General features: G+C 49.8%; 13 protein-coding genes. 10 read left to right on the top strand and 3 right to left on the bottom strand.

Annotation, left to right across the window (positions count from 1 at the left end; all coding sequences use genetic code 11):
* Positions 1 to 36: 36 nt before the first annotated feature.
* Both H6G50_RS00425 and H6G50_RS00420 read left to right on the top strand, forming a co-directional pair.
* Positions 37 to 1,629, top strand: a complete 1,593-nt coding sequence (locus tag H6G50_RS00425; RefSeq protein WP_190712188.1) for a glucose-6-phosphate isomerase — start codon at positions 37 to 39, stop codon at positions 1,627 to 1,629.
* Positions 1,630 to 1,745: 116 nt separating this feature from the next.
* Positions 1,746 to 3,353 (top strand): hypothetical protein, encoded by a 1,608-nt coding sequence (locus tag H6G50_RS00420; protein ID WP_190712186.1) that lies wholly within the window; start codon positions 1,746 to 1,748, stop codon positions 3,351 to 3,353.
* 32 nt (positions 3,354 to 3,385) lie between these two features.
* Here the strand turns inward: H6G50_RS00420 and H6G50_RS00415 are convergent, their stop codons facing one another.
* Entirely contained in the window at positions 3,386 to 3,580 is a 195-nt protein-coding gene (locus H6G50_RS00415) for a hypothetical protein (RefSeq protein ID WP_190712972.1), read from the bottom strand.
* Between the two features lie 496 nt (positions 3,581 to 4,076).
* Here H6G50_RS00415 and H6G50_RS00410 point away from each other — a divergent pair, with 496 nt between their 5' ends.
* Positions 4,077 to 5,489, top strand: coding sequence for an ammonium transporter (locus H6G50_RS00410; protein ID WP_190712184.1), 1,413 nt, complete (start codon positions 4,077 to 4,079; stop codon positions 5,487 to 5,489).
* A gap of 297 nt (positions 5,490 to 5,786) precedes the next feature.
* On the opposite strand, the gene H6G50_RS00405 is transcribed toward H6G50_RS00410, so the two are convergent.
* The gene (locus H6G50_RS00405) at positions 5,787 to 7,976 is read right to left on the bottom strand and encodes a DNA phosphorothioation-associated putative methyltransferase (protein WP_190712182.1); all 2,190 of its coding nucleotides are present in this window, start codon (positions 7,974 to 7,976) and stop codon (positions 5,787 to 5,789) included.
* 219 nt (positions 7,977 to 8,195) lie between these two features.
* Here H6G50_RS00405 and H6G50_RS00400 point away from each other — a divergent pair, with 219 nt between their 5' ends.
* The 7 genes from H6G50_RS00400 to H6G50_RS00370 all read left to right on the top strand — a co-directional run bounded on the left by H6G50_RS00400 (position 8,196) and on the right by H6G50_RS00370 (position 14,367).
* Positions 8,196 to 9,434: a folylpolyglutamate synthase/dihydrofolate synthase family protein gene (locus tag H6G50_RS00400; protein WP_190712180.1), complete on the top strand. Its 1,239-nt coding sequence runs from the start codon at positions 8,196 to 8,198 to the stop codon at positions 9,432 to 9,434.
* A 718-nt stretch (positions 9,435 to 10,152) separates the two neighbouring features.
* A complete protein-coding gene (locus tag H6G50_RS00395) occupies positions 10,153 to 10,671 on the top strand; it encodes a phycocyanin subunit beta (RefSeq protein WP_190712178.1) in 519 nt (172 codons plus the stop codon).
* A 68-nt stretch (positions 10,672 to 10,739) separates the two neighbouring features.
* Positions 10,740 to 11,228, top strand: coding sequence for a phycocyanin subunit alpha (gene cpcA, locus H6G50_RS00390; protein WP_190712176.1), 489 nt, complete (start codon positions 10,740 to 10,742; stop codon positions 11,226 to 11,228).
* Positions 11,229 to 11,341: 113 nt separating this feature from the next.
* Positions 11,342 to 12,154: a phycobilisome linker polypeptide gene (locus H6G50_RS00385; protein WP_190712174.1), complete on the top strand. Its 813-nt coding sequence runs from the start codon at positions 11,342 to 11,344 to the stop codon at positions 12,152 to 12,154.
* Positions 12,155 to 12,192: 38 nt separating this feature from the next.
* On the top strand, positions 12,193 to 13,071 hold the full coding sequence (locus H6G50_RS00380; RefSeq protein WP_190712172.1) for a phycobilisome linker polypeptide: 879 nt from the start codon (positions 12,193 to 12,195) through the stop codon (positions 13,069 to 13,071).
* Between the two features lie 154 nt (positions 13,072 to 13,225).
* Complete coding sequence (locus H6G50_RS00375) at positions 13,226 to 13,453, top strand: phycobilisome linker polypeptide (protein WP_190712171.1); 228 nt, start codon at positions 13,226 to 13,228, stop codon at positions 13,451 to 13,453.
* An 83-nt stretch (positions 13,454 to 13,536) separates the two neighbouring features.
* Positions 13,537 to 14,367, top strand: a complete 831-nt coding sequence (locus tag H6G50_RS00370) for a HEAT repeat domain-containing protein (RefSeq protein WP_199302660.1) — start codon at positions 13,537 to 13,539, stop codon at positions 14,365 to 14,367.
* A 19-nt stretch (positions 14,368 to 14,386) separates the two neighbouring features.
* On the opposite strand, the gene H6G50_RS00365 is transcribed toward H6G50_RS00370, so the two are convergent.
* A complete protein-coding gene (locus H6G50_RS00365; RefSeq protein WP_190712168.1) occupies positions 14,387 to 15,826 on the bottom strand; it encodes an LCP family protein in 1,440 nt (479 codons plus the stop codon).
* Between the last annotated feature and the right edge of the window lie 102 nt (positions 15,827 to 15,928).

The following is a 15,928-nucleotide window of genomic DNA, read 5'->3' as shown; positions in this document are numbered from 1 at the left end:
ACACTAGGCAATGGTTGAGCGGAATGAAATCATTTTATGGATAATGCGGCATTATGGCAGCGCTATCAAGAGTGGCTGTACTACGACGAAAACTTAGGATTTTACCTCGATATCAGCCGAATGCGCTTCGAGAGTGGGTTTGTCGAACAGATGCGATCGCGCTTAGCGAAAGCTTTTCGGGATATTGAAGCCCTCGAAGGCGGTGCGATCGCGAATCCGGATGAAAACCGCATGGTCGGTCACTATTGGCTGCGCGATCCGGATCTAGCACCCACGCCGGAATTAAAACAAGATATCGTTGCAACCCTCGAAAAAATCGAAACGTTTGCCCGTCAAATCCATAGCGGCGAGATTCACCCTCCCGATGCCAGCAAGTTTACCGATATTCTTTCGATTGGCATTGGCGGTTCGGCCTTGGGGCCGCAATTCGTCTCGGAAGCGCTTGCCCCCATCGATGCGCCCCTGACACTACATTTTAGCGATAATACCGACCCGGAAGGCTTCGACAAAGCGATCGCGCAAATTGGCGATCGCCTCAGCACCACCCTCGTCGTCGTTATTTCTAAGTCGGGCGGTACGCCGGAAACACGCAACGGAATGCTAGAGGCGAAAGCAGCTTTTTCAGCCCGCGAACTCAATTTCCCCGCCCGCGCGATCGCGATTACCGGCACTGATTCTCAACTCGACCGACTCGCAAAATCTGAAGGTTGGCTTTCCACCTTTCCGATGGAAGATTGGGTAGGAGGGCGCACCTCAGAATTATCGGCTGTGGGGTTAGTTAATGCTGCCCTCCAAGGAATCGATATTCGCGCACTCCTCGAAGGGGCAAAAGCGATGGACGCAACTACTCGCCGCCCCGATCTCAAAACCAATCCCGCCGCCCTTCTCGCCCTTTCTTGGTATTACGCGGGTAACGGTAAAGGCGAAAAAGATATGGTTGTTTTGCCTTACAAAGATAGCTTGTTGTTGTTCAGTCGCTACCTACAACAATTGGTGATGGAATCGCTCGGAAAAGAAAAAGATCTCGACGGCAATACTGTCTATCAAGGGATTGCCGTTTATGGCAATAAAGGCAGCACCGACCAACACGCTTACGTGCAACAACTGCGCGAGGGCGTGCCGAACTTTTTCCTGACCTTTATTGAAGTGCTGAAAGATCGTCAAGGCGCATCGGTAGAAGTTGAGGAGGGCGTAACTTCGGGAGATTATCTCTCTGGTTTGCTGCAAGGAACGCGCCAAGCGTTGTATGAAAATCATCGCGATTCCATTGTCGTTACCATTCCCGAGGTTAACGCGCGGACAGTGGGCGCGTTAATCGCGCTGTACGAGCGGACTGTTACCCTGTATGCCAGTTTGATTAATATTAATGCTTACCACCAACCGGGAGTGGAAGCGGGTAAAAAGGCTGCCGCTTCAGTGTTGGAGTTGCAGCGACAAGTCGTTGAAACTTTACAGGAGACTGCGGCTCCGCTTTCTGTGGCAGAATTAGCCGATAAAATTGGGGCGAGCGATCGCGTCGAATCGATCTACTTAATTCTGCGCCATCTCCACGCTAACGATCGCAATATTCGCTTAGAAGGTAACTTTGCCGCTCCCAGTACGCTGAAAGCCTCTTGTCATAATGGATAATTGATAATTGACAATGGACAACGATTGTAATAATTGATAATTGCCAATTAATGCCCATTGTCAATTGTCCATTCTTTTAAAATATCGAAATTATTCAGCGATCGCTTGTCAAAGCAATGAATCCAATCAACCCGATCGAAGCGGCTCGAGAAGGCGATCCTAACGCGATCGCATCTTTCCTCCAGCAAGCCTTAGCTTCCGAACAACTGACCGTTAAAGTCTCGGTTGAGAAAGCCCTGTTGCAAGTGATGCTTTCTGGGGAAAGCACTCCAGAACGTTCGCTTCTCCCGCCGCTCCGTCAAGCACTCCAGGATTTAGCGCTGACCCAAATTCGCCAGGTGAAAGTCTACGCTAAAAAGAGCGGCGATGAGTTTCCGGATTGGGAAGAGGAATTTGCGATCGCTGAGGGAAAACAGCCCAAGCAAAACACACCCTCGAAATCCGGGTGGCTGGGCGCGATTGCGGGGGCTGTCGGTTCGGCGGCCGGACGCGCGGGGGAAGCGGCTAAAGATGCCGCTGGACGTGCGGGAGAAACCGTTGCAGGCGTAGCGGGGGCTGTCGGTTCGGCGGCAGGACGCGCGGGCGAAACGGCTAAAGATGCCGCTGGACGCGCGGGAGAAACCGTTGCAGGCGTGGCGGGTGCTGTCGGTTCGGCGGCAGGACGTGCGGGAGAAACCGTTGGCGGGGCGCTGGGAACGACGGCGGCGAAAGCGGGCGGTGCGATGAAAGGAGCGGCTAGCGCGCTCGGCGGCACGGCGGGGAAGCTGGCGGGAGGAACGGGACAGCTTTTAGCAGCGATTGATAATACTCCCGGTTTGAAGCAACTCGCGAAAGCGTTTAAAGCCGATTGGTTAATCGCGCTGCTTGACGAAGTGGATGCGGTGAAGGCGCAAGCCGAAGTCGAGCAGTTAAAGCAGCAGTATCCGAACGAAAGCCCGCGCGCGATCGCGCATCGTGTAATGTTACAAAAGGCGATGCTCGCTGGCGGTTCGGGTTTGGCAACCAGCTTATTGCCCGGTGCTGTCGTACCGATGTTAGCGATTGACGTGGCTTCAACCACGCTTCTGCAAGCAGAAATGGTCTATCAAATCGCCGGTTTGTACGGGTTGGATTTAGAGGATCCGGAGCGAAAGGCGGAAGTTTTGGCAATCTTCGGTTTATCTTTAGGTAGCAATCGCGCTCTGAATCTGGGTTTGGAAGCGTTGTTGCGAAACGTGCCGATCGCGGGAGCCGTTATCGGGGCGGGGAGCAATGCTGCGATGGTGTATGCTCTGGGCTACGGCGCTTGTCGGTTTTACGAAGCGAAGCTGAATTCTAATAAGCCACTACCGGAGGCTTTGGAGCAAGCGAAGGAAGAAAGTAATGATTACGTTGAAGACGCGATCGCCCAACAAACTCTTATGGATCGCATCCTCGCTCATCTCGTCCGCACGGGCAACCCCAATCTCAGTCGCGAGGAAGTTTTAGCTGCCTTGCAAGCTGCTAATTTTGCGCCCGCCTCCCTCGAAACTATTACCGCCCATTTAGACGCGCCCGCCGACCTCGAAGCGTTGCTGGAGCAAGTGAATCCCGATTTTGCCGTACCGCTCTTAGCACAATGCCAAAAAATCGCCGATCTCGACAGCCAAATCACTCCGGAGGAAGCACAAATCTTGCAAACTGTCAAGGAAAAATTAAACAGTGAAACTACTCGTTCCCTCGGACTTACCGATGAAAACGAGTAGAACGCGATCGCTACAACTTTGAGCGATCGATATTACAGAGAACGAAAACCTAAAACTGACTGGCGGGAAACTAACTTTTCCGCGTAGGCTTGAGTTTCCTGCAACATTTGTTGGCGGCTGTCGCAGACTTCACTCAAGTTAGGCAGCAAATGGCGAGCGTGCAGCGTCATGTGGAGTTGAAGCTCTGCAACATACTCGCTAATATCTTCGCGCGAGAACGAATCCATCGGTTGAGAAGGCTGTAAATTCAAGGTATTCCCCTCCTTAATCTTCGAGACCGCTAAACTTTATTTAACATCAATAGAAGTTATCACACTCATCGTTACCCTTATATCATTTCGCTGCAATATTAAATATTTCGCAACATTCGAGCGCGGAAGAATTCCACCCTTGCAAGCTTAAGAAAAGCCTAACTGTATCCTAAGATACAGAATTGCCTTGCAGGAATTGATGGAATGACTCTTGAAGTTGGCCTAGCTAGCGGCTGACATCAATAAAGTTTTCAGCGCGAGGAAGAGCGTTAGTGTTCTCGCGTATTGATTTTACGCGCTGCACCTATCAAAATCCTCCAAAATTTCTCAATATACCGTAACTCGTTACGAACGATGAAACCCGCAGGAGTCGCGCGGGGGGGCTCGTGCTGGAAGGTTACTGCGGGCTGTTGCAGGGTTATTGACACCTGCCTACTTTTTTAATCTCAGATCGACAAAGAAGAACAATTGTATGGCAAAAATTTTAATCGTTTTGCTGCTTGCCCTCGGACTAATGGGCGGGCCGTTTACTGAAGCGGCTTGGGCCCAGGAGGCTGCCGCCGCTGCCCCAAAAATCGATACGGGCGATACGGCCTTTATGCTCGTCTCTTCAGCGTTGGTGTTGTTGATGACTCCCGGCTTAGCCTTTTTCTACGGCGGATTGGTGCGATCGCGCAATGTCCTCAATACCATGATGATGAGCCTCATTCTAATGGCTATCGTCGGCGTAACTTGGGTCTTCTGGGGTTACAGCCTCGCCTTTGCCCCCACCTCCATCACTCCTGGAGCAGATCCCGCCTTCACCGCCAATCCCTTCATCGGTAGCTTGAATTGGCTTTTCCTGAACGGTGTAGCCTTCGATGCGCCCGATCCCGTCGGCTACGCGCCCACCATCCCCCACGAAGTGTTCATGGCGTACCAGCTTATGTTCGCCATCATCACCCCCGCACTCATCTCCGGCGCAATCGTCGAACGTATGAGCTTTAAAGCTTATTTTTGGTTCGTTTTGCTGTGGTCAACCTTCATCTATTCCCCCCTCGCCCACTGGGTTTGGGGTAAAGGTTGGATTGGCAGTTTCGGCGCGTTAGACTTCGCCGGAGGAACCGTCGTTCATATCAGTTCGGGGGTTTCTGCCGTTGTCGCCGCTTGGGTTTTAGGGCCGCGTCGCACCTTTCCAGATCGCCAAACGCCGCCCCATAACGTCCCCTTTGTCCTTCTCGGAATCGGGTTGCTTTGGTTCGGTTGGTTCGGCTTTAATGCGGGTAGTGCATTAGGGGCGGGCGCGCTAGCAACTGTTGCCTTCGTCGCTACCCTCGTCGCGACTGCTGCTGGAGGACTGACCTGGGTTCTTTTAGAATGGGTGCTGCGCGGCAAACCAACCGCCATTGGCATCGCCAGCGGATTTCTTGCCGGACTCGTTGGCGTAACGCCCGCTGCTGGTTTCGTGACTCCCATCGGTGCGATTATGATTGGTTCGATTACGGCTGTTTGCTGCTTCTACGCCGTCAGTTGGCGCGCCAAACTTCGGTTCGACGACTCCCTCGATACCTATCCCGTTCACGGCGTTGGCGGAACAGTAGGTGCGATGTTGACGGGTTTGTTTGCCACTAAAGCCGTCAATGAATTTGGCGATAATGGCTTATTCTTTGGCAATCCCGTACAGGTTTGGGAGCAATTTGTTGGGGTTGCAGCGACCTACATTTTTGCAGCAGTCGGCACGTTCGTTCTACTCAAAATTTTAGGAGCTATTATGCCCTTGCGCGTCCATCCTGAAGTTGAAACGCAAGGGATTGACGTTCCCGTTCACGGAGAAGAAGGATATAGCGAGGAAGATTTCTTGGGCGGTTCCTCTGCCTATGCCAGCAAGCGAGAAACTGTCGAGTAATTGACAATGGATAACGAGCGGACTGATACCGTTCTTATACCAATTCTCATTAATTTTTCACGATTCCCGAAGAGGGCATAACAATGTTCATTGGTGTCAACTTAAGCTTAAACCTGCTCACCTAGCCCGCCTTGGGTTCAAACCCAAGGCTAATAACTCAAGTCCTCTTTATAGGACTGGGAAATTCAAATGTATTTAACCCGTTTCAACGGGTTTCAGCGATCGGGCAGGAACTTGAGTTCCTGGCGGGCTAAGTGTTTCACCTTAAGTTGACGCTAATGAGCTTTCAAACAATTTTTAGGTTTGGCTTCGCTTTTTTTGACGAGTTCTAACGGCTGCACGCAACAGTTTTAATTTATACGGGTCGGCATCTTTACAGCGCGTTAATTGGTGATTTTTTAGAATCGCAGAATGGTCTTCCAAACACTTCAACCAGCCGCGACGCGATCGAATGGCGCGATAGTCATCCAGCAAACCCCAATCTTTCTCTTGTTGGGTTAATTTTGCGAATTTTTCGGCGTTGGGGTAGTCGGGCAGAACGAATAAATCTTTTTCATGGAGGAGGGGCGGATTGTCTTCGTCGTACTCTTGGTAAAAAACTTGGAGGTCTTGGAGCGCAACGTGCATACTGGTTGTTAGGGCGGGATGAGGGTCGCGATCGAAATCGGGATAAAATAAGTAGGAAATTTGCGGGCGATCGAGATGGAATCTAACTAATGTCACTGATTCTAAACGCCCAAAAGTGCGACTGGCGCAGCCTTCATACAACCGCAAAAGTGGGTCAAGCGTTTCTAAAGCGCTGAAATGAACGGTAAAACTTTTTGTTAATTTTTTACCCACCGGACTCGTTCGACAAATATCGGTAATGTTTTGCAAGTCGCCAAGGCTAAATAACATTAAATCTGCAAGCAAACAGGCTTGTTTGTAACTGCCAAATAACGCTTTGAAATCTTCTTTTACGGGTGGCGAGAGTTCGCTCGCTTTCGGACGCTTGCCAAAATGAGAAAGCGCTAAATAAACTTTAAGGTCTTGGCGGCGTTTTTCTGCGATCGCGCTCCATTCCGATTCCTCTGTCGCTTGCAACACTAAATCAAAAGCGCGGCGATGGCTGCCAAATTCGCGCCAAATCTCCGCTTCTTGTATTAATTCCCCTTTAACCGGCAATCGTCCTCGTTCCGTTACAAACGCCATCAGCGGGGCTAGCATGACTTCGTAGTCTTCAAAGCGACGGACTTGTTTGCGAATGCGCGGTGTTGTCGCGCGGGAACGAAATCGGGAAGCGCGAAAAGCTTCCGCTTGCGTCGCATCGCGAAAGACAAAGTAAATCCCTAACTCCACCGGAATTGCATCGACTTCGAGGACGCGATCGATATAAAATTTTAGTTCTTCCTGTTCGTAATATTTCTGAAAAGTATTGCGCCGCGTGATAATTCCATCGCCATAGGCAATTTGTCCGCTAAACGAATCTTGGATGAGAACTTGCGCGGCGACTACTAACACTTTTTGGGTTAATTCCCAAGCATTAATTAACGCTTCTCTACGTTCGCTTGGGTCTTCAATAACGTTGATAATGTAGCTTAAATTAACGATATCTGCCGCAACTTTCGGTACGTTGGGGCGATAGTAGGGATCCCAGCCGGAGCTAGTATAGCCTTGTTCGGCGATGCGATCGCAATCCCAACCGTACCCACATCCATAATCAAAAAACGTCGTTCCTTCTTCAAACAATCCCGCTTCTAGTACAACTCGCGTCGGACGCGATAACTGTTTGCGCGCAATTGCTGCTCGATGGCGCGCAATTTCAACCGGCGGTACAATAAGAGTAACAGAAGGTTCGACTTTTTCTTCTATAATTCCCTCATTTTGAATTTCCCTTCTATCTTCTAGATCGCTTTGAATTTCAACAATTAAATTTTGAATGACTTCTATATCTTGTTCATTTCGATCTGTTGATTTTGAATTTTGAATAACTTGATGGTCGATAATTTCGACTTCATGAAAGGCTAACCGTTGCAACCATTGACGGCGCGTGCCAATAAAACGAGCGTTGGCAAGCAATCCTAATGCTTCTTCCTGGCGTGTCAGTTCTGCAAATTGAGCGTAGTGAGGATAATCGGGTAAAACAAAAGTTTCTTTGCGATGCAAAATGGGAGAATTGGATACAGTGCTGTAATCTCGCCTGGTTGCCGTTAAAGTTAATAAATTGACTTGAATGCTGGCGTGTAGGGCGGGATGCGGATCGCGATCGAAGTCAGGATAAAAAAGATAAGAGAGCGTCGGTTTCTCGAGGTTAAATTTAACTAGAGTAGCGCTAGGCACTCCTTCAGTAGCGCTGCGAGCGAGTTTTTCGTAATCCTGCAAGCATAAATCGATCGCGGGAAGGGCGCTTACATGAACGTAGAGAGCGCTGGCTAAATGCTTACCGATCGCGCTATGCTTACACCGACTAACAATCTCGCTAAACCTTTCGCTCTCGAAAAATTCCATCGTCTTAATTTTAGGCTTTCTAAAATCGGGGACTCTTACAATTTTAAGTGGATTGGGCGCAATTCTGAATTTTAGCTGAATGAGTGTTTCTTGTCAGCCCTCAATAAAAAAAAGGGTTTTAGCCTTCTTTTAGGGAAAAATCCTATCAAGATTACTGGTGTTATTCCCTCGATTTAAAATAATAATCGCTTTACCGATCGCTGCTTACTGATAACTGAAATGACCGACACGATTGACTCTATCTTAACTTCGTTACAGCACTTTGGCGTTCACCTCGGACTCGATCGCATTCGGAAATTACTTGCTGGCTTAGGAAATCCGCAACAAGAATTTCCGATTATTCACATTGCGGGAAGCAATGGCAAAGGGTCTGTCTGCGCCTATTTCTCCTCCGTTCTGACTGCCGCAGGTTATCGCGTCGGATGTTATACTTCCCCTCATTTAGTTGATTGGACAGAACGCATTTGTGTTAATGGCAAAGCGATCGCGAAGACAGAATTAGAACGGATTTTGAAGCAGGTTAAAGCTGCGATTGCCGTAAAAGCTGAAAGTCCGACACAATTTGAAGTCATTACGGCTGCTGCTTGGTTGTATTTCGCGCAGCAATCTGTGGATATTGCTGTTATCGAAGTCGGTTTGGGCGGACGTTTGGATGCAACAAATGTGTGCGATAAACCCGCCTTAACAGCAATTACTTCCATTAGTCTCGAACATTGGCAAGTTTTGGGGCCGACGGTTGCCGATATTGCTCGCGAAAAGGCAGGAATTTTAAAGCATAATTGTCCGGTGGTTGTTGGTCAATTGCCGCCCGAAGCTGAAGCGGTTGTGCGAGAAAGAATTGTCGCCGTAAATTGTCCGGCAGTCTGGGTCGCTCCAGCGCGAAAAATGGGCGAACATCGCGCAGAATATGGTGGAATTGAGTATTCATTATCGCTGTTAGGAGAGTTTCAGTTAATGAATTCCGCGATCGCGATCGCGGGTTTACAAATTCTCCAGCAGCAGGGTTGGAAAATTCCCCTAACCGCGATTCAAGCGGGGATGGCAAACGCCCGCTGGCTGGGGCGATTGCAATGGACGAGGTGGCAGGGACGCTCGATTTTGCTTGACGGCGCGCACAATCCCGCCGCAGCGATAGCTCTACGGCAATACGTCAATACGCTCGATTCTCCCGTGACTTGGGTGATGGGTATCCTTTCGACAAAGGATCGAGCCGATATTTTCGCCGCTCTGCTGCGTCCCGGCGATCGCTTGTACCTCGTACCGGTTCCCAACCCCGATAGCGCTCCCCCCGAAGCTCTGGCTGTCATTGCCCGCGCGACTTGTCCCGATGTCGTCGTCCAAACCTTCCCCGATCTCTTTTCTGGTTTAAATGTCGCCATTGAAGGCGATTTACCGGTCATTCTCTGCGGTTCTCTTTATTTAGTGGGCTATTTTCTCCAAAAGCACGCCCGTGGTTGATGAAGGAAGGGGACTGAACTCGTTTGCCCCCACATTCGCTCGAATCATCAACGCGCCTCTCGTGCATTGAGATCGCCCTATCGTATCTTTATGTTGCGCTTTGTTAAGTTGTTTTGAAAACTGTAAAGATCGATACCTTTTGCGCCTCAATCCTTTAACCTCAATTGTGAGGAGTATCAAGTCAGCGAGAGCCGAGCCGTTAAGCTCGCCCGTTACAATTCCGGGCCAGGAGGATTAACAGCAGAGCGCAAGCGACTTTACTCAATGTCGGGTCGAGCAGCGAGCTTGCCAATTTGGAGAGTTGTTCAGTCTTGAGCGAGTGCGAGATCGAGGGGTCAAGTTTAAATTTGTTTAAGACCCAGCGTCCTCAAAAACTTAACAAGATGTAACAAAAAAAAGCTCGACAGCGTTGTATAAAAGTTATCTGAAGGGTAAACGAAGGCAGTCAAAGTCAATCTGAATCTCAACTCGCGCATTTTCGTAACCTCTCTCATAAAACCACTCGTTTTTAGGGATTTGTTAAGAAACCGTCAGATATTCTCCCGGCTTAAGGAGAAAACGGTCTCAAGAAAATGAAAAGCCTTGAGTATCCCGGACTGATAAAGATACGCTTTCACCCCAACCGCCAAGTTGCCTCGGGACAAGGGCAAAGCCCGACCAAGAGGAACTCCTTTTTTCAAACCAAACTCAAACTTAGCTCAAGTAGGAGATAAATTCGATGTTAGACGCATTCACTCGGGTGGTTTCCCAAGCTGACGCTCGTGGCGATTTCCTTTCTGATTCGCAAATCGACGCGCTGAACTCGATGGTCGGCGATGGCCTCAAACGTATTGATGCCGTTAACCGTATCACCGGTAGCTCTTCGACGATCGTCGCTAATGCCGCTCGCGCTCTGTTTGCCGAACAGCCTCAATTAATCGCTCCGGGTGGAAATGCTTACACCCACCGTCGTATGGCTGCTTGCTTGCGCGACATGGAAATCATCTTGCGCTATATCACCTACGCAATCTTCACTGGTGATGCTAGTGTCCTCAACGATCGCTGCCTGAATGGCTTACGCGAAACCTATGTTGCTCTGGGCGTTCCCGGCGGTTCCGTTGCTGCTGGCGTTCAAAAAATGAAAGATGCCGCGATCGCAATTGCTAACGATCGCAACGGTATTACCCAAGGCGATTGCAGCCAATTAATGTCTGAAATCGCAGGCTACTTTGATGCTGCTGCTTCTGCTGTGGGCTAAACCTAGCTTGCACCTTAGAGGATTCTTTGTACCAAAACTTTGCAAAATAATCGGGAGATATTGAAACTATGAAAACCCCTTTGACTGAAGCCGTCGCTGCTGCTGATTCCCAAGGTCGCTTCCTGAGTACCTCCGAACTTCAAGTCGCTTTTGGTCGTCTCCGTCAAGCGAAATCTGGTTTAGAAGCAGCTAAAGCCTTAGCTTCTAAAGCTCAAAGCTTAACCGAAGGCGCAGCCAATGCTGTTTACAAGAAGTTCCCTTACACCACCCAAATGGATGGTTCCAACTACGCTTCTTCTTCGGAAGGTAAAGCCAAGTGCGCTCGCGACATCGGCTACTACCTGCGTATGGTCACCTATTGCTTGATCGCTGGTGGCACCGGTCCGATGGATGAATACTTGGTTGCTGGCTTAGATGAAATCAACAGCACCTTTGAATTGTCTCCTAGCTGGTACGTTGAAGCCCTCAAGCACATCAAATCCAACCACGGTCTCTCTGGCGATGCTGCCTCTGAAGCTAACTGCTACATCGATTACGCTATCAATGCCCTGAGCTAGACTAGCTAGTTAAAATCCGCAGACCCGGGAAAGCAGGGGGTTGTTAGCAATCGGGTTAACAATCGTTTGCCTCTCCGGGTCTCGTTGTAAGCAAGTAAGATCCGGAGGTAAAGATGACAAGTTTAGCAGCAGCCCAACGGTTGGGATTTGAACCGTTTCTGGAGTCGGGACGGGTAGAGCTACGTCCGAACTATTCTCCCGAAGATGCAGAAGTTGTGATTCGCGCGGTTTATCGCCAAGTCTTGGGGAATGACCACCTAATGGCAGGCGAGCGCTTAACCAGCGCTGAATCTTTATTACGCAATGGTTCCATTAGCGTTAAAGATTTCGTCCGAGCAGTGGCTCAGTCGGAAGTTTATCGCAATAAGTTTTTTCATACTCTTCCCCAAAACCGCTTTATCGAGTTGAACTACAAGCACCTGCTGGGACGAGCTATTTACGACCAGTCAGAAGTCGCTTATCATACCGATCTTTATAATCAACGGGGATACGCAGCCGACATCGATTCTTACATCGATTCGCTCGAATATCAAGAAAACTTTGGCGACTCAATCGTGCCGTATTATCGCGGCTTTGAGACGCAGCGCGGTCAAAAAACGGTCGGTTTCAGCCGAATGTTCCAACTGTATCGCGGTTATGCCACGAGCGATCGCGCGGTGCAAGCAGGCCGCCTGACGCGCGAAGTCGCTCAAAATACGGCATCTCGTGTTTTCATTGGCTCTACCCAAGAAGCGCTTGCCGGCGTTTCGGGAGGCAGCCGAGGTAAATTTTACCGCGTTCGGGCCATCCAAGCGCCAAAACCCGGCCGTATGGCAAAAATTCGTCGCAGCAACCTCGAGTACCTCGTTCCTTACGAGCAGTTATCGAGCAAGTTGCAAGAAATCAACGCTCGGGGTGGCAAAGTGCTAGGGGTTTCGCCCGCCTAGCGCGTGAATAATCCAATATAACTTAAGGAGAAAACTGAATGGCAATTACGACCGCAGCCTCTCGGTTGGGGACTTCTGCCTTCGCTGAGATGGAGCCTTTAGAGCTTCGCCCTAACTGGAGTCCAGATGATGCGAAAGCCGTCATCAATGCTGTTTATCGCCACGTCCTCGGAAACGACTACCTGATGAAGTCGGAACGCCTCACGAGCGCAGAATCGCTCTTGGCGAACGGCTCCCTCAGCGTTAAAGAGTTTGTTCGTGCCGTTGCAAAGTCGGAACTGTATAAGAATAAATTCTTCTACCCCAACTTCCAATCGCGGGTTATCGAGCTTAATTTCAAGCATCTGTTGGGACGCGCGCCCTATAGTGAAGCTGAAATTATCGAACACTTAGATCGTTACGAAAACGAAGGGTACGATGCCGATATCGATTCTTATATCGATTCGGACGAGTACAACCAATACTTTGGCGAAAATATCGTCCCTTACATTCATAGCTTTGAAGTCCAAACGGGTCACAGAACCGTTGGCTTTACGCGGATGTTGGGTCTGTATCGCGGTTATGCGAATAGCGATCGCGCGCAACTTAATAGCAAAGGTGGACGTTTAGCGGGCGAATTGGCTCGCAATAGCGTTTCCTCAGTGGTGGCTCCTTCCAACAGCAGTAACGGTTGGGCTTACGTCGCCTCCCGCTCGCGCGCTTCGGGCGGAACGCCTAGTCGCGCTCTCGGTGGCGTTACGCCATTTGGTACTCCCGGTCGCCTCTATCGTATTGAAGTCGCTGGGATGAGCAAGCAAGGTTATCCTCGCGTGCGCCGTGCCAGCAAAGCTTGGATCGTACCTTACGAAGAGCTTAACAACACGCTGCAAATCATTAACCGCCAAGGCGGTAAAGTTGCCAGTATCACCCCGGCGTAGTTAACTTCATTAACTACATCTTCGGGCGATCGGGGCATTAGCGTGCGGTTACGATAGCGAGATTGAAATTTCTCGGCTCGGAACGGCTTCGTTAACCCTCGATCGCCCGATTTAACTCTTTTTTGTGACATTTCAAAGTAGGAGAATTTTAACAATGCTTGGTCGCTCTGCTCTGGTTGGAGGCTCCGATAGCCCTGCAAAAGGTCGCGTTTTCATTTATGAAGTTGAAGGTTTAAAACAAAATACCAGCAACGACAGCAATAATTATCAGTTTCGCTCCAGCAGCACGATTTCGATCGTCGTTCCCTACAGCCGCATGAACGAAGAAATGCAACGTATCAATCGTATGGGCGGTAAAATTGTTAGCATTAAGGCTCAGTAAGCGTTCTATAGAAGAGAATGCTGAGTTAGAAAGCCAACAATCGTTAGGAAACAGTGAACGATAAGCCAGAAATTCAGACCGGCTTGGAATCATCGGTAGAAGTTAGTTCTGCCGATGATTCGTCTTGGACGGCTCAAAGCGCGATCGCGCGGTTGCAACAACAAGAAGACTTGGGACAGCGTTACTATGCGGCTTGGTGGCTGGGCAAAAATCGCGTCCGCACGCCCGAAGCTGTCGAAGCACTGTGGGCAGCGCTAACCGACGAAGCCGACCGCACGCCCGACGGCGGCTATCCCCTGCGGCGAAACGCCGCGACAGCGTTAGGAAAATTGGGCGATCGCCGCGTTGTGTCTGCCCTGATCGACTGCTTGCAGTGCGAAGATTATTACGTGAGGGAGTCTGCTGCCGAAGCCCTAGGAATGTTGGGCGATGCGACGGCAATTCCGGCGTTAGTGGGATTATTGGAGGGGGGCGTAGCTGCGGCGGTTGAGCAAGCGGGTAAACCGCACTTAGTACAACCTTATGCGGCGATTCTCGAAGCGATCGGGATGCTGCAAGCCAGCGATGCGAGCGCATCGATTCAACCCTTTCTCGAGCATCCCGTTCCCAAAGTCCAATATTCTGCCGCTCGCGCTTTATATCAGTTGACAAGGGAAGACAAATATGGTAAGCGGCTGGAAGAGGCGTTGTTAGATGATAAATTGCAACTGCGGCGCTCGGCCTTGATGGATTTAGGCGCGATCGGATACTTGCCAGCGGCTGAGGCGATCGCAGCCACCTTAGCCGAAAACAGTCTCAAGATCATCTCCTTGAAAGGGCTATTGGAATACGAACTCATTCACGGCGAGAAACAATTGCCTGAATTGTCCTCAGAAAGTCTCCGGATTATGGATTTGATGGATTCGTTATTGTAACGAAGTCAATCATCTTTCATTATCCGCGATCTTGAGAGTCGCGATTGGATTTTTGATTGACAAACCCATTGTGGGACTTGTCTGTTTCGAGCCAATCTTTACCCAGTTGAATGGTAAGATCTGAAGTTAAAACTCCCGTACTTTCAACGCGAATTTCTCCCAATCCTAAAGTTTTTTTCATGGCTTCAGCACTGGCGCGATCGCCTTTTTGAGCGACAATACGGGTAACATTCAATTCTTCGTGCCAATCTCGATCGATATAAACATTCGGGTATCCCGCCTCGCTGAGTTTGGCAGCAAAAGCCCGAGCCGCTCCCGGCTCGCCGGTACTATCCTGAATCGCAATATTTAAGTTTTCCGGCGATCGCGTTTCAACTTCGCTGTACCCTTGGTCGAAGCTTTGGGCGAGCATCCGTTCGATGCCTCTAGAATCGGGAAGCCAGTAACTAATTCCGTGCCGTCCGTCCCCATTAAAATCGCCGGGAAGGACTAACATTTCAACTTGAGAGCGATCGGTTTGTGCGGTAAATCCCGACAGTGCCACCAACTCTTCGACGCTTAAGTTCGTGTCGAGATGAGACTGAATGACTTTAAGAATTTTGGGAATGCGCACGACAACACTGGGCTTGAGTAATTGATCGATCGCAGCGCGCAGCAGCATTTGCTGTCGTTGTACCCGTCCGAGATCCCCGTACTCATCGTGGCGGAAGCGTAAAAACTGTAAGGCTTGGTCGCCATTGAGAACTTGTTCGCCTTTCTTCAGATCGATGTAGAGATGTTGAGTATTATCCGTATACTTCATATCCTTGGGGACATTAACTCGGACTCCCCCTAACGCATCGATCAGCTTTTCCACCCCTTGGACGTTCAAGCGCACGTAGCGATCGATCGGGATTCCTTCGAGCAGATTGCTTACCGTTTTTGCCGTCAGTGCCGGACCGCCAATAAAATTAGCATCGTTAATCTTCGCAACGCCATGACCTTCAATCTCAACGCGGGTATCGCGGGGAATCGAGAGCAAAGTCACGCGCTCGCTTTTCGGATCGAACCGCAGTAATAGCAAAGTGTCGGATAAACCCTCAAAGGAGTCTACAAGACTATCGTAGCCCGATTCTTCCAAGGGGCGATCGACATCCGAAGATAGGACTTTTGTTCCGACAATAATAATATTAACGGGTCGCGTCAGTGAGGGAAGCTTGAGATTTTGAGTCGCGATCGCGTCATTCCCAAAAATCGCCGCTTCCTCCGGTGTCAATTTCGATTGCCGTAGCGGTGTTGCCGAAAGAGAGAACGCCAGCAATGCACCCGCAGCAGCAGAAATAACGCCCACTGCACTCAAACCAATGCCCAACTTCAACAAATGCCGACGGCGATCGCGCTTAGACGGTTTTTTTCGACCAGCAGCCCGAACCACTTTTTTTTCCGAACGGCTTATTTCTCGAGTTTTTTGAACTGACACAGGTTTCCTCACACGCAAAGTGTTCTCAATTTGGCAATTATTTTACGAGCAGTCTAAGGGGTTTTTGACGCTCTTAGCAACGTCTACAGCGATTCTTGGTAA

This window comes from Oscillatoria sp. FACHB-1406 (assembly GCF_014698145.1).
GTDB lineage: Bacteria > Cyanobacteriota > Cyanobacteriia > Cyanobacteriales > Spirulinaceae > FACHB-1406.
The sequence above is the reverse complement of the archived record's forward strand: the minus strand, read 5'-3'. Positions and strand labels throughout refer to the sequence as shown.